The sequence below is a fragment of the Xanthomonas sp. LMG 12462 genome (genome assembly GCF_009192885.1).
In the GTDB taxonomy this organism is placed as follows: domain Bacteria; phylum Pseudomonadota; class Gammaproteobacteria; order Xanthomonadales; family Xanthomonadaceae; genus Xanthomonas_A; species Xanthomonas_A sontii.
On record NZ_NMPP01000003.1, the window covers coordinates 35,482 to 53,499 of the forward strand.

Genomic DNA, 18,018 nt, shown 5'->3' on the forward strand with positions numbered 1-18,018 from the left:
GCGTTACAGATTCCGGCGCCTCACTGCTTCCATGGCGCGGATTGATGAAAAGCGACGCAACGCGCTGCGCTAGGAGCGTCTGAGGGGCGGCGGGATCAATGCGCGTGGCGACGCGCTACCGACTCCGGCGCCTCACCGCCACTGCGGCGCGGATCGACGAGAAGCGTCGAAACGCACTGCGTTGAGAGCATCCGATCGGCGGTTAGCGCCTCGCGCGTGGCGACGCGTTACAAATTCCGGCGCCTCACTGCTTGCATGGCGCGGATTGATGAAAAGCGCCGCAACGCGTTGCGCTGAGACGCCGAAAAGCGGCAACGTCATGACGCGTGGCGACGCGCCATGAATTCCGGCGCACGATTGTTCCTGCGGCGCGGATCGACAAAAAGCGCCGCAACGCGTTGCGCCAGGCGCATCCGATCCACGGCAAGCGCTTGGCGCGTGGCGAACCGTTCAGGCCGCCGCCCATACCGACAGGACGTGTCCTGCAGGAGCGGCTTCAGCTGCGACGGGCGTGCTCGATAAAACCCATCGCGGCTGAAGCCGCTCCTACGCGGCAACCTGCCATGGCGGCATCTTCAGTCGCTCCAGCATCGGAGGCGCGGATCGAACAAACGCGCCGCAACGCGTCGCGCTGCGAGCAACGGGCGCATGGCGCCGCGCTCCGCACTCGATCGCCTCAAAGCAGCTGCGGCGCGGCGGCCGGGCGCCCGAGCAGATAGCCCTGCCCGTAGTCGCAACCCAGTTCGCGCAGGGTCGCCAGTTGCTGCTCGGTCTCGATGCCTTCGCCCACCGTTTCGATGCCCAGGGTGCTGGCCAGGGCGAGAATGCCGCGTACCAGCGCGTGGCTGCCGGTGCTGCCCTCGTCCTGCAGGCCGGCGACGAAGCTCTGGTCGATCTTCAGCACCGAGATCGGGAAGCGGTGCAGGTAGGACAGCGCCGAGAAGCCGGTACCGAAGTCGTCCAGTTGCGCCAGCACGCCGCGCTCGCGCAGCGCCTGCAGGATGGTCAGGGTGCGCGGTGCGTCGTCGAGCAGCGCCACCTCGGTGATCTCCACGCGCAGGCGACGCGGATCGGCGCCGGCGGTGTCGATCAGCCCGAACAGCCGTTCGGTGAAATCCGGCGAGCGGAAGTGCCGCGGCGAGACGTTAACCGAGACGTAGCCGCCCTCGCTCTGCGCCAGGCGCCGGATCACCTGCGCGTACAGCAGCCAGTCCACCTGCTCGATCAGGCCGCTCTCCTCGCCCAGGTCGATGAACTGGCTCGGCACCAGCAGCCCGCGGCTTTCGTGGCGCCAGCGCAGCAGGGCTTCGTGGCCGATCACCTCGCCGTCGCGCAGGCGCACGATCGGCTGGTAGAACGGCTCGAAGTCGCGGTTGTTGATCGCCCGACGCAGGTCCGCCTCCAGGTCGAGGCTGCGCAGCGCCGCCTCGCGCATGGCCTCGTCGAACACCACGCAGCGGTCCTGCGTCTGCGCCTTGGCCCGGTACATCGCCGCGTCGGCGTCGCGCAACATCTCCTCGCCGTTGTGGTAGCGCGGATGCCAGGCGGCGATGCCCAGGCTGCCGGACGGGAACAATTCGCGGCCGGCCACCCACATCGGCTGGCCAAGCACGTGCAGCAGGCGCCGCGCCAGTTCGCGCGCGCCGTCCAGGCCGTGCTCGCACGGCGTCAGCACCGCGAATTCGTCGCCGCCCAGGCGCGCCACCACGTCCTGGCCGCGGATCGTGGAGACGATGCGCTTGGCCACCTGCACCAGCATCTCGTCGCCGGCGGCGTGGCCGATGCTGTCGTTGACCAGCTTGAACCGGTCCAGATCCAGGAACAGCACGGCGAAGGTCCTGCCGCCGCCGCGGGCACGGGAGATCGCCTCGCTGAGCCGGTCCAGCAGATGCGATCGGTTCGGCAATCCGGTCAGCGCATCGTGCAGCGCCTGGTGGGTCAGGCGCTGCTCGGCACGCCAGCGTTCGGCGATCTGCGCCAGCAGTTGCTCGTTGACCTCGGCCAGCTCGCGGGTGCGCTCCTCCACGCGCTGCTCCAGCTCCGCGTGCGCCAACCGCAGCCGTTCCTGCGCGCGCTGCCGCGCCAGACCGCTGCCGACGTTGTGCGCGACGAAGGTCAGCAGGCGCTGGTCGTGCTCGGTGAACCGCACCTTGGCGATGTAGCTCTGCACCACGATCGCGCCGATCACCTCGCCTTCGTCGAACAGCGGCACGCCCAGCCAGCTGTAGGGGCGCTGGCCGTACTCCTGTACCTCGCCCTGCGCCAGCAAGGCGTCGATGTCGGGAAGTTCGAGCAGTTGCGGACGCCGCACCCGCATCACGTACTCGGTCAGTCCGCGACCGCGGCGCCGTTGCGGCCGGTAGGGGGTGAACTCATCCACCGAGTAGACGAACTCCAGCATCGTGTCGTCGTCGGACAGCAGCGCGATGTACAGATTGCGCGCGTCGATCAGCCCGCCGACGATGGCGTGCACCTCGGTGTAGAACTGCTGCAGGCTCTCCGAGCGGATCGCCAGCTCGGCGATGCGGAACAGCGCCAGTTGCAGCGTCTCGGCGCGCTTGCGCTCCTGGATCTCGTCCTGCAGGTCGCGGTTGGCGCGCTGCAGTTCCTGGGTCCGCAGGTGCACCCGCCGCTCCAGTTGCACCTGCGCATGGCGCCGGTCCATCGCGGTTTGCACGTGTTGCGCCACGTAGGCCAGCAGCGCGCGGTCGGCGTCGGTGTAGCGCAGCGCGTAGTCGTAGTTCTGCACCACGATCGCGCCGCACACCCGGCCCTCGCGCAGCATCGGCACGCCCAGCCAGTCGCGGCTCTCCGGGCCGTGTTCGGCGTTGTAGCCGACCTGCAGGCGTTCGCGCACCTGCTCCGAGGGCCCACGCACCGCGCGGCCGTGGCGCAGCAGTCCCACGGTGAGGCTGTGCGGCATGTCGCGCAGGAAGTAGGTCTGCTCCGGATCGGCGACGAAGTCGTCGTGGCGGTCGGAGAAGTACAGAAAGCGCATGCTCTGCTGATCTTCGTCGTATTCGACGATGTAGCAGTTCTCCGCATACATCAGCGATTCCAGCACCGCATGCACGCGCTGCAGCATCTGGCTCATTTCCAGATCGGCGCCGGCCAGATCGGCGATCTCGTACAGCGCCTGCTGCAGTTGCTTGGATTTCTCCAGGCCCTCGATGCGCGCGCGCATGCGCTCGGTGTCGAGCAGGTTGAGGCCGAAGGCGACCGCGGCCTCGCACCAGGCGGCGCGGTACGCTTCGTCCAGCGGCTGTCTCACCTGCGCACCGATGACCACGCAGGCCCCCTCGGCGGTGCGATGCACGTGCAGCACCGTCGGTGTCGTCGACGGCGGCAACTCGGTGGCGGCCAGCGTCTGCGCGACCAGCGCCTGCAGCCACTCCGGCGCCTCCGCGCTGGCGCCGTGGAGGCGCCCGACCACGCCGTCGCCGCAGCCGACCACCACGGCGCTGCCGGGCGGCAGCAGCCCGCACAAGGCCTGCGCCGTGCGGGCGGGCGCAGGGCCGCCGGAAGCGTCTTCGCGGGCGGTGGCGGACGAATTGAACAGCATCGACAACGATTCTCCTGCAGGGCCCCCGGAACTGCTCCACGCTCGCCCTTTCACCCCCAGCATACCCGTTGCATGCACCGATCGACGCCCGATCGACCCCGAAGTGTCGCGATACGCGTTTGTCTACCCATGTTGTCCGAATGTCCGCCACCGACGCCCTCTCCCGGGCCCCCGCCTCCCGACTATGCGGCGGACCGGCGAACGCTTAGGCTTGCCGCCGTGGACGCCCCGGTCGACGCGAGCGACGAAGCCCTGATGCTGGCCTATGCCGCCGGCGACGCACGCGCGTTCGAGACTCTGTACCTGCGCCATCGCGGCCGCCTGTACCAATACCTGCTGCGGCAGCTGCGCGACCGGGCGCTGGCCGAAGAACTGTTCCAGGACGTGTGGCAGCGGGTGATCGCCGCACGCCTGGACTGGCAGCCGCAGGCCGCGTTCACCACCTGGCTGCTGCGCATCGCCCACAATCGGCTTGGCGACCATTGGCGCGCGGCCAAGCACCGCCCGCCGGCGCCGGCCGACGCCGACCTGCGCACCGCGCGCGTGCAGGACCCCGACACCCCGGAGCGGCAGTTGTCCGCCTTCGAACAACGGCGCCAGTTGCAACTGGCGCTGGATGCGCTTCCCGAGGAGCAACGCGACGTGCTGCTGCTGCGCCTGGAGCAGGAATTGAGCCTGGACGAGATCGGGCAGATCACCGGCGTCGGCCGCGAGACGGTCAAGTCGCGGCTGCGCTATGCGATGGACAAACTGCGTGCGAGGTTGGGCGGATGAGCGCCGACGAACCGCTGACCCCGGAAGAGCGCGCGCTCGCCGAACGCCTGCGCCTGGGCCGGCAGGCATTGCCGCCGCCGGCGCTGGATGCGGCGATCCTGGCTGCCGCGCGCGCGGCGGTCGCACCGGGAGCCGCCGAGGTCCCGGAGTATCCCAGCAGCGCCGCGGAGCGCGCGTGGGCGCAAGCCACCGCGGCGATGCCCGCGTCCGCACCCGCCTCCATCGCGACCGCCGATCCGGCCGGGCCAGGCCCGGCGCCCGCATCGCGTGCCGCCCCGCCGGCGTCGCGGCCACGCTGGCCGACCTGGCTCGGCCTGGCGGCCTCGCTGGTGCTGGTAGCCGGCATCGCCTGGCGCGCACGCCCGCCGGTGCCCTCGGCGCCGATGCCGTCGGCAGCGCCTGCTCCGGCAGCGACGCCCGCCACCGACGCCGCTTCTGCGCCAGCCGCATCGCCGGCACCGCCCTCCGCGGAGCCGGCGCCGGATGCCACCGCGCCGGCGGCCCCCAAGGCCACAGCGCCCGCCCCTGTGGCCTCGGCGCGCAGGGAAGCGGAAGCACCTGCCGCGCCACTGCCGGAGGCGCAGGCGCGCAAGCCGGTGCCCGCGAGCCGCATGCCCATGCCCCCTCCCGCGTCACCGGCGATGGTGGCGCCAGTTGCACCGCCGGTCCCGGCACCACCGCCACCGGCGATCGCAGCGGATAACAGCGAGCCGGCTGCCGCACCGGCCGCCGAACAGCAAGCCGCCCCCGCCGCCATGGCCTTGCGCGCACCGGCGCGCGCGGCAACGACGCAGGACACCTGGGCACGCAGCGCGCCCACCGACGACGCCCGCCAGGCCAAGCTGGCGGCCGCCGCGCGCGCGCAGGCGGCAGCGACCGGGTCCTCGGAGGCGCTGTCGCTGCAACCTTCGACGTCGTCTGCAGCGCCCGCCGCCGCATCGGCGCAGCCACGGTCCTCCGCTGGCGTCTTGGCGGCCGCAGTGGAAGTGGCCGTGGAGGCCGACGCACAATTGCCCCCGCGGCGCTGGCTGCAACGGATCCGCGAGCGCCGCGACGGCGGCGAACTGGACGTCGCCCGCGCCAGCCTGCTGCGCTTCCAGCGTACCCACCCGCACCGTACGGTGCCCGCGGACCTGCGCACGCTGCTGCAGGACTGAGCCGCGCGCTGCCGGCGCCTGCGCCGCAGGCCGGCAGCGCACCTCGTCTACAATGCCGCCGATGCCCGATACGCTCCCGCACCCCGTCAGCCACAGCGTGGAGATCAAGCACAGCCGCTTCGTTGCCCACGCCGCGCCGATCGCCGACGCCGGCGCAGCGCTGGCATTCGTGCAGCAGGTGATGGTGGCCGACGCCACCCACAATTGCTGGGCCTACCGCCACGGCGACGAATACCGTTCCAGCGACGACGGCGAGCCCGCCGGCACCGCCGGCCGGCCGATCCTGGCGGCGATCGACGGCCAGGGCTTCGACCGCGTGGTGGTAGTGGTCACGCGCTGGTACGGCGGCATCAAGCTCGGCGCCGGGGGCCTGGTCCGCGCCTATGGCGGCAGCGCGGCCGAATGCCTGCGCCTGGCGCCGCGGCAACCGTTGCTGGCCTTGAGCCTGCTGACCCTGCACTGCGGCTTCGACGACCTGGGCGCGGTGCATGCCGCGCTGAGCGCCTGCGCCGCGGAAAAACTCGATGAACGCTTCGACGCCGGCGGCGCCGAACTGCGCCTGCGCCTGCCCCGCGATCGCGTCGACGCCTTGAAAACCCGCCTGCGCGACGCCACTCGCAATCGGGTCCGCTGTTCGGAACCCGCCCCCGCATGAATACCCCGTCGGCCGACCAGGCCAAGTCGCTGCGCAGACTCGGCAGCCTGCGCACCCTGTGGCCGTTCGTGCGTCGCCGGCGCGGCCTGCTGATCGCCTGGCTGGTGGCGCTAGCGATCTCCTCCAGCGCCACGCTGAGCCTTCCGGTCGCGGTACGGCAGATGATCGACCACGGCTTCAGCGACAGCAGCCGCATCAATCAGTCGTTCGCCCTGCTGTTCGCAGTCGCGCTGGTGCTGGCGGTGGCGACCGCCACGCGCTTCTACTTCGTGTCGCTGCTCGGCGAGAAAGTCGTCGCCGACCTGCGCGAGCGCCTGTACACGCACCTGATCGGCCTGCACGCCGGCTTCCACGACCGCAACCGCAGCGGCGAACTGGTCTCGCGCCTGTCGGCCGACAGCGAACTGCTGCGCGGGGTCATCGGCAGCACCATGTCGGTGGCGCTGCGCAGCACGGTCACCGCGGTCGGCAGCGTGGTGATGCTGTGCGTGACCAGCCCGCACCTGGCCGCCTACACCCTGCTCGGCATCCCGCTGGCGGTGCTGCCGATCGTGCTCGGCGCGCGGCGCCTGCAGAAGATCTCGCGCGCCAGCCAGGACCGCGTCGCCGACGCCAACACCCTGGCCGCCGAGACCCTGGGCGCGGTGCGCACGGTGCAGGCCTACGCGCGCGAAGGCTACGAACGCGGCCGCTTCGGCGAGGCGCTGGCGCAGACCGTGGCGGTGGCGCGGCGCCGGGTCGGCGCACAGGCACTGATCACCGCCGCGGCCATCGTGCTGATCTTCGGCGCCATCGTACTGGTGCTGTGGTCGGGCGCACACGAGGTCGCCGCCGGCGAATTGAGCGCCGGTGCGCTCGGCCAGTTCGTGCTGTATGCGATGTTCGGTGGCGGCTCGGTGGCTTCGCTGGCCGAGGTCTGGAACGACCTGCAGCGCGCGGCCGGCGGCATGGGCCGCATCGCCGAACTGTTCCAGGAACGCCCCGACATCGTCGCGCCGGCGCAGCCACGCGCGCTGCCGCAGCCGCTTCGCGGCGAGGTGCGCTTCGACAACGTCAGCTTCCGCTACCCGCAGCGCCCCGATCACCCGGCGCTGGACGGCTTCGATCTGCACGTGCGGCCCGGCGAGAGCGTGGCCCTGGTCGGCCCCTCCGGCGCCGGCAAGAGCACGGTGCTGGCGCTGCTGATGCGCTTCCACGACCCGCAATCGGGCAGCGTGCAGGTGGACGGCCTGGACCTGCGCACGCTGGACCCATCGAAGCTGCGCGAGGCCATCGGCCTGGTGCCGCAGCACCCCACCCTGTTCGCCGCCAGCGCCGCCGACAACATCCGCTACGGCCGGCTCGAGGCCAGCGAGGCCGAGGTCGAGGCCGCCGCGCGCGCGGCCGAAGCCGACGCGTTCCTGCGGCAATTGCCGGAGGGCTATGCCAGCGAACTGGGCGAACGCGGTGCGCGCCTGTCCGGCGGCCAGCAGCAGCGCATCGCCATCGCCCGCGCCCTGCTCAAGGACGCGCCGATCCTGTTGCTGGACGAGGCCACCAGCGCCCTGGACGCGCAGAGCGAACACGCCGTGCAGCACGCGCTGGAGCGGCTGATGGCCGGACGCACCACCCTGGTGATCGCGCACCGCCTGGCCACCGTGCTGAAGGCCGACCGCATCGTGGTGATGGACCATGGCCGCATCGTCGCCCAGGGCACCCACGCCGAGTTGCTGGCGCAGGACGGGCTGTACGCCGAACTCGCTCGCCTGCAGTTCATCGACTGAGCACGCCGCGCTAACGACGGCGGGACTACGGTCGGACCGCGTCTGCGCTGCGGCCGCGCGCCCGCGGCCGCCGCTCCGGCGTCCCGCATTCGATGCAGCGTTCGACAGGAGGCTTCCGATGTCCTTTCGCCAATTGCCCGCCCTCGGTCCCGACGGCGAGGCCTATCTGATCACCGAGTTCCAGGACGATGCGCCGCGCCAGCAGCAGGCGCAGCACGACCCGCACGCCGACAGCGGACTGCGCTACGAACTGGCCGATGGCCGCAAGCTGATCCGCCGCGGCCAGCAGTTCGTCACCACCGGCGGCGAGTTGACCCTGACCGCGGTCTAGCGTCGTCACCACGCTGTGCCGTCATGCCCCGTCATCGCCACTGGCGTTCGGGGTGCTGGCGGCAAGCTGGTGAATTTTTCGCCACACGGCTTGACAGGCTTGTCCCGCAAGGCGCGCCGAGGGTTATCCACATGTTTGCGCAGTGGCCATCCACATGCGCTGTGGATGAATCCAGAGGTGGGCGTCGTGCGTCCATGTGTTCTGGAGCGCAGCTGAAGCCGCGACGAGCGAAGCGGTGCGTGTTCCGATCGCGCACCGCGTCGGGACTGAAGTCCCTCCCACAGTGCCCCAGCCCACTCGCCGCAAGTTCCTGCAGGAGCGGCTTCAGCCGCGACGGCGTTCGATGCAATTCACCCCGCCAGCACCCGCCCGATCCCACTGGCATCGATCTCCGCCGCCGCGCCACGCACCGCCCCCGCATCGCTGGCCGGATCGAAGCCGAGCCGGAAATGCAATTCGCCCGCCTGCGTGCGCGAGGAATGGATCGAAGCGAGATTCACCCCATGGCGCTCGAACACGTGCAGCAGCGCGCGCAACGAGCCGGCGCGGTCTTCCGGCAAGTACACGCTGAGCGTGGCCTGCTCGGTCAGATCGGCGAGCAAGTACCCCACCCGTTCGTAGCTGTAGTTGCCCTGCGCGATCGCCGCCTCGCCCAGCGCCTGCCGGTTGGCGTCGAGAAACTCGGCACGAAACTGCGCGCGCGCCGCATCATCGCCACGGCCGACCTGGTCGCGCAGCCGCGACAGCTGCGCGATCAGCCCGTCCAGCACATCGCCGACATGCGGATTGCCGAACTGGATGTCTTCGTAGATGGCCGGATTCAAGGCCAGGATGCGCGCGATGATCGCGGTATCCAGTTCGAACGAGGCCGAGCGGTACGGCAGCAGCGCCTGCAACGGCCCCAGCGCCGGCGCATGCTCGCGCAGCACGCCGGCCTGGGCCAGATGCGTGGCGTGGACCATCGCCTGCACCAGCGCCATCACCCGGTCGTGGTGCTCGGGCGTGGTGCGCACGCACTCGCCTTCCAGCGCCGTGTACAGCTGCTGCAGCCAGGGCTGCCACTGCGCCACCCGCGCCTCGCACACCACCAGCACGCGGCCCTTGAGCGTGGGCGACTTCGGCGGCGCGGTCATCGGATGCAGGCCGGCCACTTCCGCCTGCGAGGCCAGCATCGCCGCCACCGGCGCGGCCTTGACCGAGGTGACGTCCAGCCACAGCTGGTCGCGTTCGCGGCCGCCGGCGCGCTGCACGTACTCGCCGATCAACGCCGGCGTGTGCCGGATCGGCGCGGAGAAGATCAGCACCTGCGCCTGCTGCAGCAGCGCCTCCGGCGCCAGCGACTGCGGGTCGGCCGGATCGTGGCCGATCACCTGCAACTGCATGCGCTCGCGGAAGAAGCGGCTCAGCCAGCGGCCATAGGCGCCGGCGCTGCCGACGATGCCGACGACCGGGCGCAGGCTCACGCCAGGCGCTCGGCGACGAAGCGCAGCGGCGTGGCCAGCGCAGCCGGCGCCGCCGCCAGCACGTCCAGTTCTTCCACGTCCGCGGCCAGGGTCGCCTCCAGCGCCGCATGCACGCCAGCGATGGCGCGGCCGATCGCCGCCTCGAAGCTGTCGCCGCGCAACAGGAACGCCACCAGCAGCGCCATCAACACATCGCCGGTGCCGGCGACATCCACCGGCAGCAATGGCGAGCACCAGCGGTAGACCGCTTCGCGGCTCACCGCCAGCGTGACCAATTGCCCGGCATCGCCGCCGACGCTGTGCGCAAGCACCCATTCCGGACCGCGCCCCAGCAACACGCGTGCTGCGGCGATCGCGTCGTTCTGCGCCAGTGCCGGCATGCCGGTCAGGCGGCCGAGCTCGAACGCATTCGGCGTCACCAGCCATGCGTGCGGCAACAGGCGCTCGGCGAAGATCGCTTCCAGGCCCGGTTCGACGTAGGGGCCGGTGTGCGTATCGCCGATCACCGGATCCAGGCAGTAGCGCAGCGTCGGGCACTGCGGCAGGGTGGCGTCGAGCCAGTCGGCGAAGGCGGCACCATTGCCGACGCTGCCGAAGTAGCCGGACACCAGCATGCGCGCGCGTTGCGGCAGGCCGCGTTCGCTGGCGCCGAGCAGCAGATCGGCGAACCAGTCCGACGGCAGCACCTTGCCGCGCAAGGTCGCATAGAACGGCGCATTGCTCAGCAGCGTGGTCGGGATCTCGGCCACGCGCAGGCCCAGCGCACGCAACGGCGGCACCGCCGCGCTATTGCCGGCGTGGCCGTAGACCAGTTGCGACTGCACGGAAATGACGTCGACCGGCACCGGCCCGTCGGGGCGCTGGCGGCGGCCATGGATGAGATGACGTGCAGCGGAGCTGTCGGCGGAAGCGTTCATCGCCGTAGTGTAGCGCCGGCGCAAGATCGCCAAGAGGCGCGTGCATGCGCGGTGTTGCGGGGGCTTTCAGCAACAACGGCCTCAGCTGCGACGCTCCGACGAGAACGCGTCGCGGCTGAAGCCGCTCCTGCAACGGGGGCATGGTGCGGGGGGACGCCCACGCACAGCCAGCATCGAAACTCCCAGTTCTCCGCTGCGCTCAGCGCGCGAAACATTCCAATGTGGGAGGGGCTTCAGCCCCGACGCGTTGGCGGTAAAGCGTCGGGGCTGAAGCCCCTCCCACAAAAAGCCTGGCAGCGGCCAGGAACGTTTGGAAAATCGCGAATCCCGGCTTTTCAACAGCCGCAGGCTGTCATCCCGAATCCCGAATCCCGAATCCCCAGCTTTTCAAGCAGCCGAATGGCTGATCATCCCGGCCTTACGACGTCATCCGGTCCCAGAACCCCTTCACCCCGTCGATGAAGGTCGCCGACTTGGGCGAATGCTTGCGCGCGTCCTCGCCGGTGAAGGTGGATTCGAACTGCTCCAGCAGCTTGCGCTGGTCGGCGGTGAGGTTGATCGGGGTCTCCACCACCACGCGGCAGTACAGGTCGCCTTCGCTGCGGCTGCGCACCGAGCGCACGCCCTTGCCGCGCAAGCGGAACAGCTTGCCGGTCTGGGTCTCGGCCGGGATGCGGATCTCCGCCTCGCCGCCCAGGGTCGCCACGCGCACGGTGTCGCCCAGCGCCGCCTGCGAGATGCGGATCGGCACCTCGCAGTGCAGGTCGTCGCCGTCGCGCTGGAAGATCGGGTGCTCGCGCACGCGCACTTCCACGTACAGATCGCCCGGCGGAGTGCCGGCCGGACCGGCCTCGCCCTCGCCCGACAGGCGGATGCGGTCGCCGTTGTCGACGCCGGCGGGAATCTTCACCGACAGCACCTTGGTCTCTTCCACGCGCCCGGCGCCATGGCACACGCCGCACGGGTTCTGCACGATCTGGCCGCGGCCGGCGCACTGCGGGCAGGTCTGCTGCATGGCGAAGATGCCACGCTGGATGCGCACCTGGCCGCGTCCGTGGCAGGTGCCGCAGGTCTCGACCTTGCCGTCCTCCGAGCCGCTGCCGTGGCAGTGCTCGCATTCGCTCAGGGTCGGAATCTCGATGCGGCGCTCGATGCCGGCCACCGCTTCTTCCAGGTCCAACTCCAGCACGTAGCCGATGTCGGCGCCACGCCGTGGCGCACGCCCGCCACCGCCGGCGCCACCGAAGATGTTGCCGAAAATGTCGCCGAAGATATCGCCCATGTCCGGGCCGCCAGGGCCGCCGCCCATCCCGCCCATGCCGTGCTCGAATGCGGCGTGGCCATGCGCGTCGTACATGCGCCGGCGATTGCCGTCGGACAGCACCTCATAGGCTTCCTTGCATTCCTTGAACGCGGCCTCGGCGGCGTGGTCGCCGGGATTGCGGTCCGGGTGGTACTTCATCGCGCAACGGCGATAGGCCTTCTTCAGCTCGTCGTCGCTGGCGGTGCGGGCCACACCCAGCACTTCGTAATAGTCGCGTTTGCTCATGGCTGGGAATCGGCGATGGGGAATGGGGAATGGTTCAAAACGGGCATCCTGTAGCGATCGGTCATAGCGGCGATGAAACCGGGAACCTTAAAACGGCGAAGGAGCGGAGCCTGAGCACCGCTCCTTCGAAAACCGATTCCTTAAGGCTGGATCACGCCTTCTTGTCGTCCTTGACCTCGGTGAACTCGGCGTCGACCACGTCGTCGGCGTGGGCCGAGGACGCATGCGCGCCGCCGGCGTTGCCGCCCGGCTGCTGCTCGCCGGCCGCCGCGGCCGCGTACAGCGACTGACCGGCCTCTTCCAGCGCCTTGGTCTTGGCCTCGATCTGACCCTTGTCGTCGCCCTTCATCGCGGTTTCCAGGTCCGCCAGCGCCGACTCGACCTTGCCGATCACGTCGCCGCCGACCTTGCTGCCGTGCTCGGTGATCGCGCTGCGGGTGGCGTGGATCAGGCCGTCGGCCTGGTTGCGCGCCTGCACCAGCTCGTGGAACTTCTTGTCTTCCTCGCGGTTGGCTTCCGCGTCGGCGACCATCCGCTGGATCTCGTCGTCCGACAGACCGGAGCCGGCCTTGATCTCGACCTTCTGTTCCTTGTTGGTCTTCTTGTCCTTGGCCGACACGTGCAGGATGCCGTTGGCGTCGATGTCGAAGGACACCTCCACCTGCGGCAGGCCGCGCGGTGCCGGCTCGATGCCGGACAGGTCGAACTTGGCCAGCGACTTGTTGTAGCGGGCCTGCTCGCGCTCGCCCTGCAGCACGTGCACGGTCACCGCCGACTGGTTGTCCTCGGCGGTGGAGAACACCTGCGAGGCCTTGGTCGGGATGGTGGTGTTCTTCTCGATGATCTTGGTGAACACGCCGCCCAGGGTCTCGATGCCCAGGCTCAGCGGGGTCACGTCGAGCAGCAGCACGTCCTTGACGTCGCCGGCCAGCACGCCGCCCTGGATCGCCGCGCCCAGCGCCACGGCCTCGTCGGGGTTGACGTCCTTGCGCGGCTCCTTGCCGAAGAACTCGGCCACCGCCTGCTGCACCTTCGGCATGCGGGTCTGGCCACCGACCAGGATCACCTCGGTGATGTCGCTGGCGCGCAGGCCGGCGTCGTTCAGCGCGGTGCGGCACGGATCGATGGTGCGCTTGACCAGGTCCTCCACCAGTGCCTCGAGCTTGGCCCGGGTCAGCTTGATGTTGAGGTGCTTCGGGCCCGACGCGTCGGCGGTGACGTACGGCAGGTTGACTTCGGTCTGCTGCGAGGACGACAGCTCGATCTTGGCGCGCTCGGCGGCGTCCTTCAGGCGCTGCAGCGCCAGCGGATCCTTGCGCAGGTCGATGCCCTGGTCCTTGTTGAACTCTTCCACCAGGTAGTCGATGACGCGCTTGTCGAAGTCTTCGCCGCCCAGGAAGGTATCGCCGTTGGTGGCCAGCACTTCGAACTGCTTCTCGCCGTCGACGTTGGCGATCTCGATGATCGACACGTCGAAGGTGCCGCCGCCCAGGTCGTACACCGCGATCTTGCGATCGCCGCCCTGGCCCTTGTCCAGGCCGTAGGCCAGTGCGGCCGCAGTCGGCTCGTTGATGATGCGCTTGACGTCCAGGCCGGCGATACGGCCGGCGTCCTTGGTCGCCTGGCGCTGGCTGTCGTTGAAGTACGCCGGCACGGTGATGACCGCCTCGGTGACGGTCTCGCCCAGGAACGCCTCGGCGGTCTTCTTCATCTTCTCCAGCACCTGCGCGGAGATTTCCTGCGAGGCCAGCTTGCGCCCGTCGGCGGTGGCCACCCAGGCGTCGCCGTTGTCGTGCTGGACGATGCTGTACGGCACCAGGCCGATGTCCTTCTGGACTTCGGCGTCGGTGAACTTGCGGCCGATCAGGCGCTTGACCGCGTAGAAGGTGTTCTTGGGGTTGGTGACGGCCTGGCGCTTGGCCGAGGCGCCCACCAGCACTTCGCCGTCCTTGGTGTAGGCGACGATCGAAGGCGTGGTGCGGTCACCCTCGGAATTCTCGATGACGCGGGCCTTGCCGCCGTCCATGATCGCCACGCACGAGTTGGTCGTGCCCAGGTCGATGCCGATGATCTTGCCCATTGCAATGACTCCTGAAAGGTCGTGTAGCCGGCCAGTGCCGGGATCTGATTCGGATATAGGGATGGCTGCAGGTCATTCAAGCCATCGCCGCAAATTAGCGTTCCACCGCCGCCGCGCCGGGTTCAGGCGCGGGCGGCCGGCGCGCTCAGTCGTGCTTGGCCACCACCACCAGAGCGGGCCGCAGCAGGCGGTCGTTGAGCAGGTAGCCCTTCTGGAACACCTGGATCACATGACCCGGGGCCACGCCCTCGGCCTCGGCCTGGCTGATCGCCTGGTGATGCTCGGGGTTGAACGGCTCGCCGGTCGGGTCGAGCAGGGTCAGGCCGTTGTCGGCGGCGACCTTGAGCAACTGCTTGTAGGTCAGTTCCAGGCCATCGCGCAGCGGGCTGGGCTCGCTGCCGGCAGCGCTCAGCCCCGCGTCCAGACTGTCGAACACCGGCAGCAGGTCGCCCAGCAGGCGCTCGTTGGCGAACTTGCGCGCCTGCTCCACGTCGCGGGCGATGCGCTTGCGCTGGTTCTCCAGGTCGGCCCGCTCGCGCAGGGCGTCGGCCTTGACCAGGGCCAGTTCGCTGCGCAGCGTCTCGATCTCCGCCTGCAGCGGATCGGTCGAGGGCTGCTGCGCCTCGGTCAGGTGTTCGGAATCGAATTCGGGGTGCTCTTGCGTCATGTCCGGGTCCCTGGCGGGGTACGTCCCGCCTTACCGGACCACCTATGTGGGCGGTGCGGGCGGATTCAAGTGAGGCCGGGATGATCAGCCATTCGGCTGCTGAAAAGCGGGGATTGGGGATTGGGTATTGGGGATTGGAGATTCGCCCGGGCGCGGCTGGATGGCCTGCTGGCGGATGAGGCGGCGGCGCTTCGACCAGCGCTGCGCTCAGCGATCGCCGGGCGGGGACGGGTCCAGGCGGGCGCCGAGGACGTCGGCGGCGGTCTGGACCAGGGGGATGACCCGGTCGTAGTCCATGCGCTTGGGGCCGATCACGCCCAGCACGCCCAGCACCTGGCCGCCGACCATGTACGGGGCGGTCACCAGCGACACGCTCTCCAGCGGCACCATGCCGGTCTCTTCGCCGATGAAGATGCGCACGCCGGGCGCGCGGATGGTGCGTTCGAGCAGTTGCAGGAGTTCGCGCTTGCTGGCGAAGACCTCGAACAGCTCACGCAGCCGCTCCAGGTCCGACAGGTCCTGCACGCCCATCAACTTGGTCTGCCCGGCCAGCACCATGTCGTCGCCGGCCGGGGCCAGCGCCTGCTCGGCCAGCTCGACGCTGTGCGCCAGCAACTGCTCCATCTCGTCGCGCGCATGGCGCAGGTCGCGCAGCAGGCTGGCACGGATGTCAGCCAGGGCGCGCCCGGCGAAATGCCGGTTCAGATAGTTGGCCACCCGCTCCAGTTCGGCCGGCTCGTAGGCCTTGCGCGGCTCGATGACCCGGTTCTGCACCTCGTTGTCGGCGAACACCAGGATCGCCAGCACCCGCCGCGCGTCCAGCGGCACGAAGTCGATGTGCCGGAACGCGAACTGCTCGCGCTTGGGCGCGCTGACCACGCCGACGAAGTGGGTCATGGCCGACAGCAGTTCCGAGGCGCTGCCGAGCAGCGCCTGGGTGCCGGCGGCGTTGGCCATCTCCGCGCGCAGCCGTGCCACCTCGCCTTCGGCCGGCGGGCGCATCTGCACCAGGCTGTCGACGAACACCCGGTAGCCGGTGGCGGTGGGCACGCGCCCGGCCGAGGTGTGCGGCGAGCTGAGCAGCCCGGCGTCCTCCAGGTCGGCGAGGATGTTGCGGATCGTCGCCGGGCTCACGTCCAGCCCGGCATGGCGGGCCAGGGTCTGAGAGCCGACCGGCTCGCCGTCGCGGATATAGCGCGAGATCAACGTGCGCAGCAGCTGCCGGGCACGCGGATCGAGGCTGGAATGGACCGGGGAAGCGCGCATGGAATCAACCCGTGAGACTGGTCCTTAGATAATGTCTGCACGCCGGCTTGGCAAGTCATTGGCCCACCTACCCGCGCATGCTAGCGTTGCGCGGCTCCGGATGCAGACCCCATGCTCAGACATCTCTCGATCAAGGATTTCGCCGTCGTACGCGGCACCGAACTGGAATTCGGCCCCGGCATGACCGTGGTGTCCGGCGAAACCGGCGCCGGCAAGTCGCTGATGGTGGACGCGCTCGGCTTCCTGTCCGGGCTGCGCGCCGACAGCGGCGTGGTCCGCCACGGCGCCGACCGCGCCGAACTGTCGGCCGAGTTCGTGCCCCCCGCCCAGGCGCGCGCCTGGCTGCGCGAGAACGAACTCGACGACGACGAACACTGCCAGCTGCGGCGGGTGATCCGCGCCGACGGCGGCTCCCGCGCCTGGATCAACGGCCGCCCGGTGACCCTGTCGCAACTGGCGGAGCTAGCCGGCCACCTGGTCGAGATCCATGGCCAGCACGAACACCAGGCCCTGCTCTCGCGCGGTAGCCAGCTCGGCCTGCTCGACGCCTACGCCCGCAACGAGGCCGAGCGCGCCGCGGTGCGCGCCGCCGCCGCCCGCTGGCAGGGCCTGCTCAGCGAGCGCGAGACCCTGCTGGCGCAGGGCGACGTCAGCGACCGCATCGGTTTCCTGCAGCACCAGCTGGCCGAGCTGCAGCGCGAGGACCTGGACCCGGCGGCGATCGCCGCCCTGGACGCCAACCATCGCCGCCAGGCCCACGCCGCCGCACTGATCGGTGCCTGCGAGGGCGCGGCGCAGCGGCTCAACGGCGACGAGGCGCCGGCGGTGCTGGACCTGTTGCAGCAGACCCGCCACGAACTCGGCAAGGTCGGCGAGTACGACCCGCGCCTGGCCGAGGTGCAGGCACTGATCGACAGCGCCGGCATCCAGCTGGAAGAAGCGCTGGCGCTGATCGACCGGGTCCGCGACGACCTGGATGCCGACCCGGCGCAGTTCGACGAGATGGAACGCAAACTCGGCCGCCTGCACGACCTGGCGCGCAAGCACCGGATCGGCGTGGACGCGCTGGCCGGCCACCGCGACGCCCTGCTCGCCGAAGTGGAGAGCCTGCGCGGCGCCGGCGAGCGGCTGGACGTGCTCGACGCCGAGATCGCCCAGGCCACCCAAGCCTGGCGCGACGCCGCGGCCGCCCTGACCGCCACCCGCGACCGCGGCGCGCAGGCGCTCTCGCACGACACCACCGCGCTGATCGGCGAACTGGGCATGGGCGGCGGGCGCTTCCTGATCCAGCTCGAGCCGCACGACACCGAACGGCCGGACCCGGCCGGCGCCGAGCGGGTCGAGTTCCTGGTCGCGGCCAACGCAGGGCAGCCGCCGCGCGCCCTGCGCAAGGTCGCTTCCGGCGGCGAACTGTCGCGCATCTCGCTGGCGATCGAGGTCGCCGCGCTGGGCCTGGACGCGGTGCCGACCATGGTCTTCGACGAAGTGGACTCGGGCATCGGCGGCGCCGTCGCCGACATCGTCGGCAAGAAGCTGCGCGCGCTCGGCGAGCAGCGCCAGGTGCTGTGCGTGACCCACCTGCCGCAGGTCGCCGCGCAGGGCCACGCCCACTACCGGGTCAGCAAGGCGCCGGTCGAGGGCATGACCCAGAGCTCGGTGGAACTGCTGGCCCCACGCCAGCGCGAGGAAGAACTGGCGCGGATGCTGGGCGGGGTCGAGGTCAGCAAGGAAGCCCGCGCCGCGGCCAAGCGCCTGCTGCTCAGCGCGGGCTGAGCGGCCGACGATCGGGCAGCGCCTGGCAGTGCAGCCCTGCCCAGGCGCCACAGGTCACTGA

Annotated in this window: 13 protein-coding genes; 6 read left to right on the forward strand and 7 right to left on the reverse strand. The window is 70.3% G+C overall.

The genetic code is table 11. The features are described from left to right. Positions 1-676: 676 nt before the first annotated feature. Positions 677-3,562: an EAL domain-containing protein gene (locus CEK69_RS01165; RefSeq protein WP_152243295.1), complete on the reverse strand. Its 2,886-nt coding sequence runs from the start codon at positions 3,560-3,562 to the stop codon at positions 677-679. A 219-nt stretch (positions 3,563-3,781) separates the two neighbouring features. Here CEK69_RS01165 and CEK69_RS01170 point away from each other — a divergent pair, with 219 nt between their 5' ends. The 5 genes from CEK69_RS01170 to CEK69_RS01190 all read left to right on the forward strand — a co-directional run bounded on the left by CEK69_RS01170 (position 3,782) and on the right by CEK69_RS01190 (position 8,242). After that, entirely contained in the window at positions 3,782-4,336 is a 555-nt protein-coding gene (locus CEK69_RS01170; protein WP_017915811.1) for an RNA polymerase sigma factor, read from the forward strand. Next, entirely contained in the window at positions 4,333-5,493 is a 1,161-nt protein-coding gene (locus tag CEK69_RS01175) for a hypothetical protein (protein ID WP_152243297.1), read from the forward strand. Before CEK69_RS01170 ends, CEK69_RS01175 begins: the two co-directional genes overlap by 4 nt. A 61-nt stretch (positions 5,494-5,554) precedes the next feature. Then, positions 5,555-6,148 carry a YigZ family protein gene (locus CEK69_RS01180; RefSeq protein WP_017913577.1) on the forward strand — a complete coding sequence of 198 codons (594 nt, stop codon included), beginning with the start codon at positions 5,555-5,557 and terminating at the stop codon, positions 6,146-6,148. Further along, on the forward strand, positions 6,145-7,911 hold the full coding sequence (locus CEK69_RS01185; RefSeq protein ID WP_152243299.1) for an ABC transporter transmembrane domain-containing protein: 1,767 nt from the start codon (positions 6,145-6,147) through the stop codon (positions 7,909-7,911). Before CEK69_RS01180 ends, CEK69_RS01185 begins: the two co-directional genes overlap by 4 nt. A gap of 118 nt (positions 7,912-8,029) precedes the next feature. Continuing rightward, entirely contained in the window at positions 8,030-8,242 is a 213-nt protein-coding gene (locus CEK69_RS01190) for a hypothetical protein (RefSeq protein ID WP_010344257.1), read from the forward strand. Between the two features lie 350 nt (positions 8,243-8,592). Here the strand turns inward: CEK69_RS01190 and CEK69_RS01195 are convergent, their stop codons facing one another. From CEK69_RS01195 to hrcA, 6 genes are all read right to left on the reverse strand, one after another. Beyond that, the gene (locus CEK69_RS01195) at positions 8,593-9,705 is read right to left on the reverse strand and encodes a prephenate dehydrogenase (protein ID WP_152243301.1); all 1,113 of its coding nucleotides are present in this window, start codon (positions 9,703-9,705) and stop codon (positions 8,593-8,595) included. After that, positions 9,702-10,622: a pyridoxal kinase gene (gene pdxY / locus CEK69_RS01200; RefSeq protein WP_152243303.1), complete on the reverse strand. Its 921-nt coding sequence runs from the start codon at positions 10,620-10,622 to the stop codon at positions 9,702-9,704. Before pdxY ends, CEK69_RS01195 begins: the two co-directional genes overlap by 4 nt. Before the next feature lie 418 nt (positions 10,623-11,040). Continuing rightward, positions 11,041-12,171: a molecular chaperone DnaJ gene (gene dnaJ, locus CEK69_RS01205; RefSeq protein WP_152243305.1), complete on the reverse strand. Its 1,131-nt coding sequence runs from the start codon at positions 12,169-12,171 to the stop codon at positions 11,041-11,043. A gap of 151 nt (positions 12,172-12,322) precedes the next feature. Beyond that, entirely contained in the window at positions 12,323-14,251 is a 1,929-nt protein-coding gene (dnaK, locus tag CEK69_RS01210) for a molecular chaperone DnaK (protein WP_150411254.1), read from the reverse strand. 145 nt (positions 14,252-14,396) lie between these two features. Next, positions 14,397-14,918: a nucleotide exchange factor GrpE gene (gene grpE, locus CEK69_RS01215; RefSeq protein ID WP_010344263.1), complete on the reverse strand. Its 522-nt coding sequence runs from the start codon at positions 14,916-14,918 to the stop codon at positions 14,397-14,399. 207 nt (positions 14,919-15,125) lie between these two features. After that, positions 15,126-16,184, reverse strand: a complete 1,059-nt coding sequence (hrcA, locus tag CEK69_RS01220) for a heat-inducible transcriptional repressor HrcA (RefSeq protein WP_152243307.1) — start codon at positions 16,182-16,184, stop codon at positions 15,126-15,128. Positions 16,185-16,295: 111 nt separating this feature from the next. On the opposite strand from hrcA, the gene recN reads away from it, so the two are divergent. Then, complete coding sequence (gene recN, locus CEK69_RS01225; RefSeq protein ID WP_152243309.1) at positions 16,296-17,957, forward strand: DNA repair protein RecN; 1,662 nt, start codon at positions 16,296-16,298, stop codon at positions 17,955-17,957. The last annotated feature ends 61 nt before the right edge of the window (positions 17,958-18,018 follow it).

Bases quoted from the DNA above. Each gene is read 5' to 3' on its own strand.
- CEK69_RS01165 (WP_152243295.1), bottom strand. From the start codon at position 3,562: ATGCTGTTCAATTCGTCCGCCACCGCCCGCGAAGACGCTTCCGGCGGC.
- CEK69_RS01175 (WP_152243297.1), top strand. From the start codon at position 4,333: ATGAGCGCCGACGAACCGCTGACCCCGGAAGAGCGCGCGCTCGCCGAA.
- CEK69_RS01180 (WP_017913577.1), top strand. From the start codon at position 5,555: ATGCCCGATACGCTCCCGCACCCCGTCAGCCACAGCGTGGAGATCAAG.
- CEK69_RS01185 (WP_152243299.1), top strand. From the start codon at position 6,145: ATGAATACCCCGTCGGCCGACCAGGCCAAGTCGCTGCGCAGACTCGGC.
- CEK69_RS01190 (WP_010344257.1), top strand. From the start codon at position 8,030: ATGTCCTTTCGCCAATTGCCCGCCCTCGGTCCCGACGGCGAGGCCTAT.
- pdxY (WP_152243303.1), bottom strand. From the start codon at position 10,622: ATGAACGCTTCCGCCGACAGCTCCGCTGCACGTCATCTCATCCATGGC.
- dnaJ (WP_152243305.1), bottom strand. From the start codon at position 12,171: ATGAGCAAACGCGACTATTACGAAGTGCTGGGTGTGGCCCGCACCGCC.
- dnaK (WP_150411254.1), bottom strand. From the start codon at position 14,251: ATGGGCAAGATCATCGGCATCGACCTGGGCACGACCAACTCGTGCGTG.
- grpE (WP_010344263.1), bottom strand. From the start codon at position 14,918: ATGACGCAAGAGCACCCCGAATTCGATTCCGAACACCTGACCGAGGCG.
- hrcA (WP_152243307.1), bottom strand. From the start codon at position 16,184: ATGCGCGCTTCCCCGGTCCATTCCAGCCTCGATCCGCGTGCCCGGCAG.
- recN (WP_152243309.1), top strand. From the start codon at position 16,296: ATGCTCAGACATCTCTCGATCAAGGATTTCGCCGTCGTACGCGGCACC.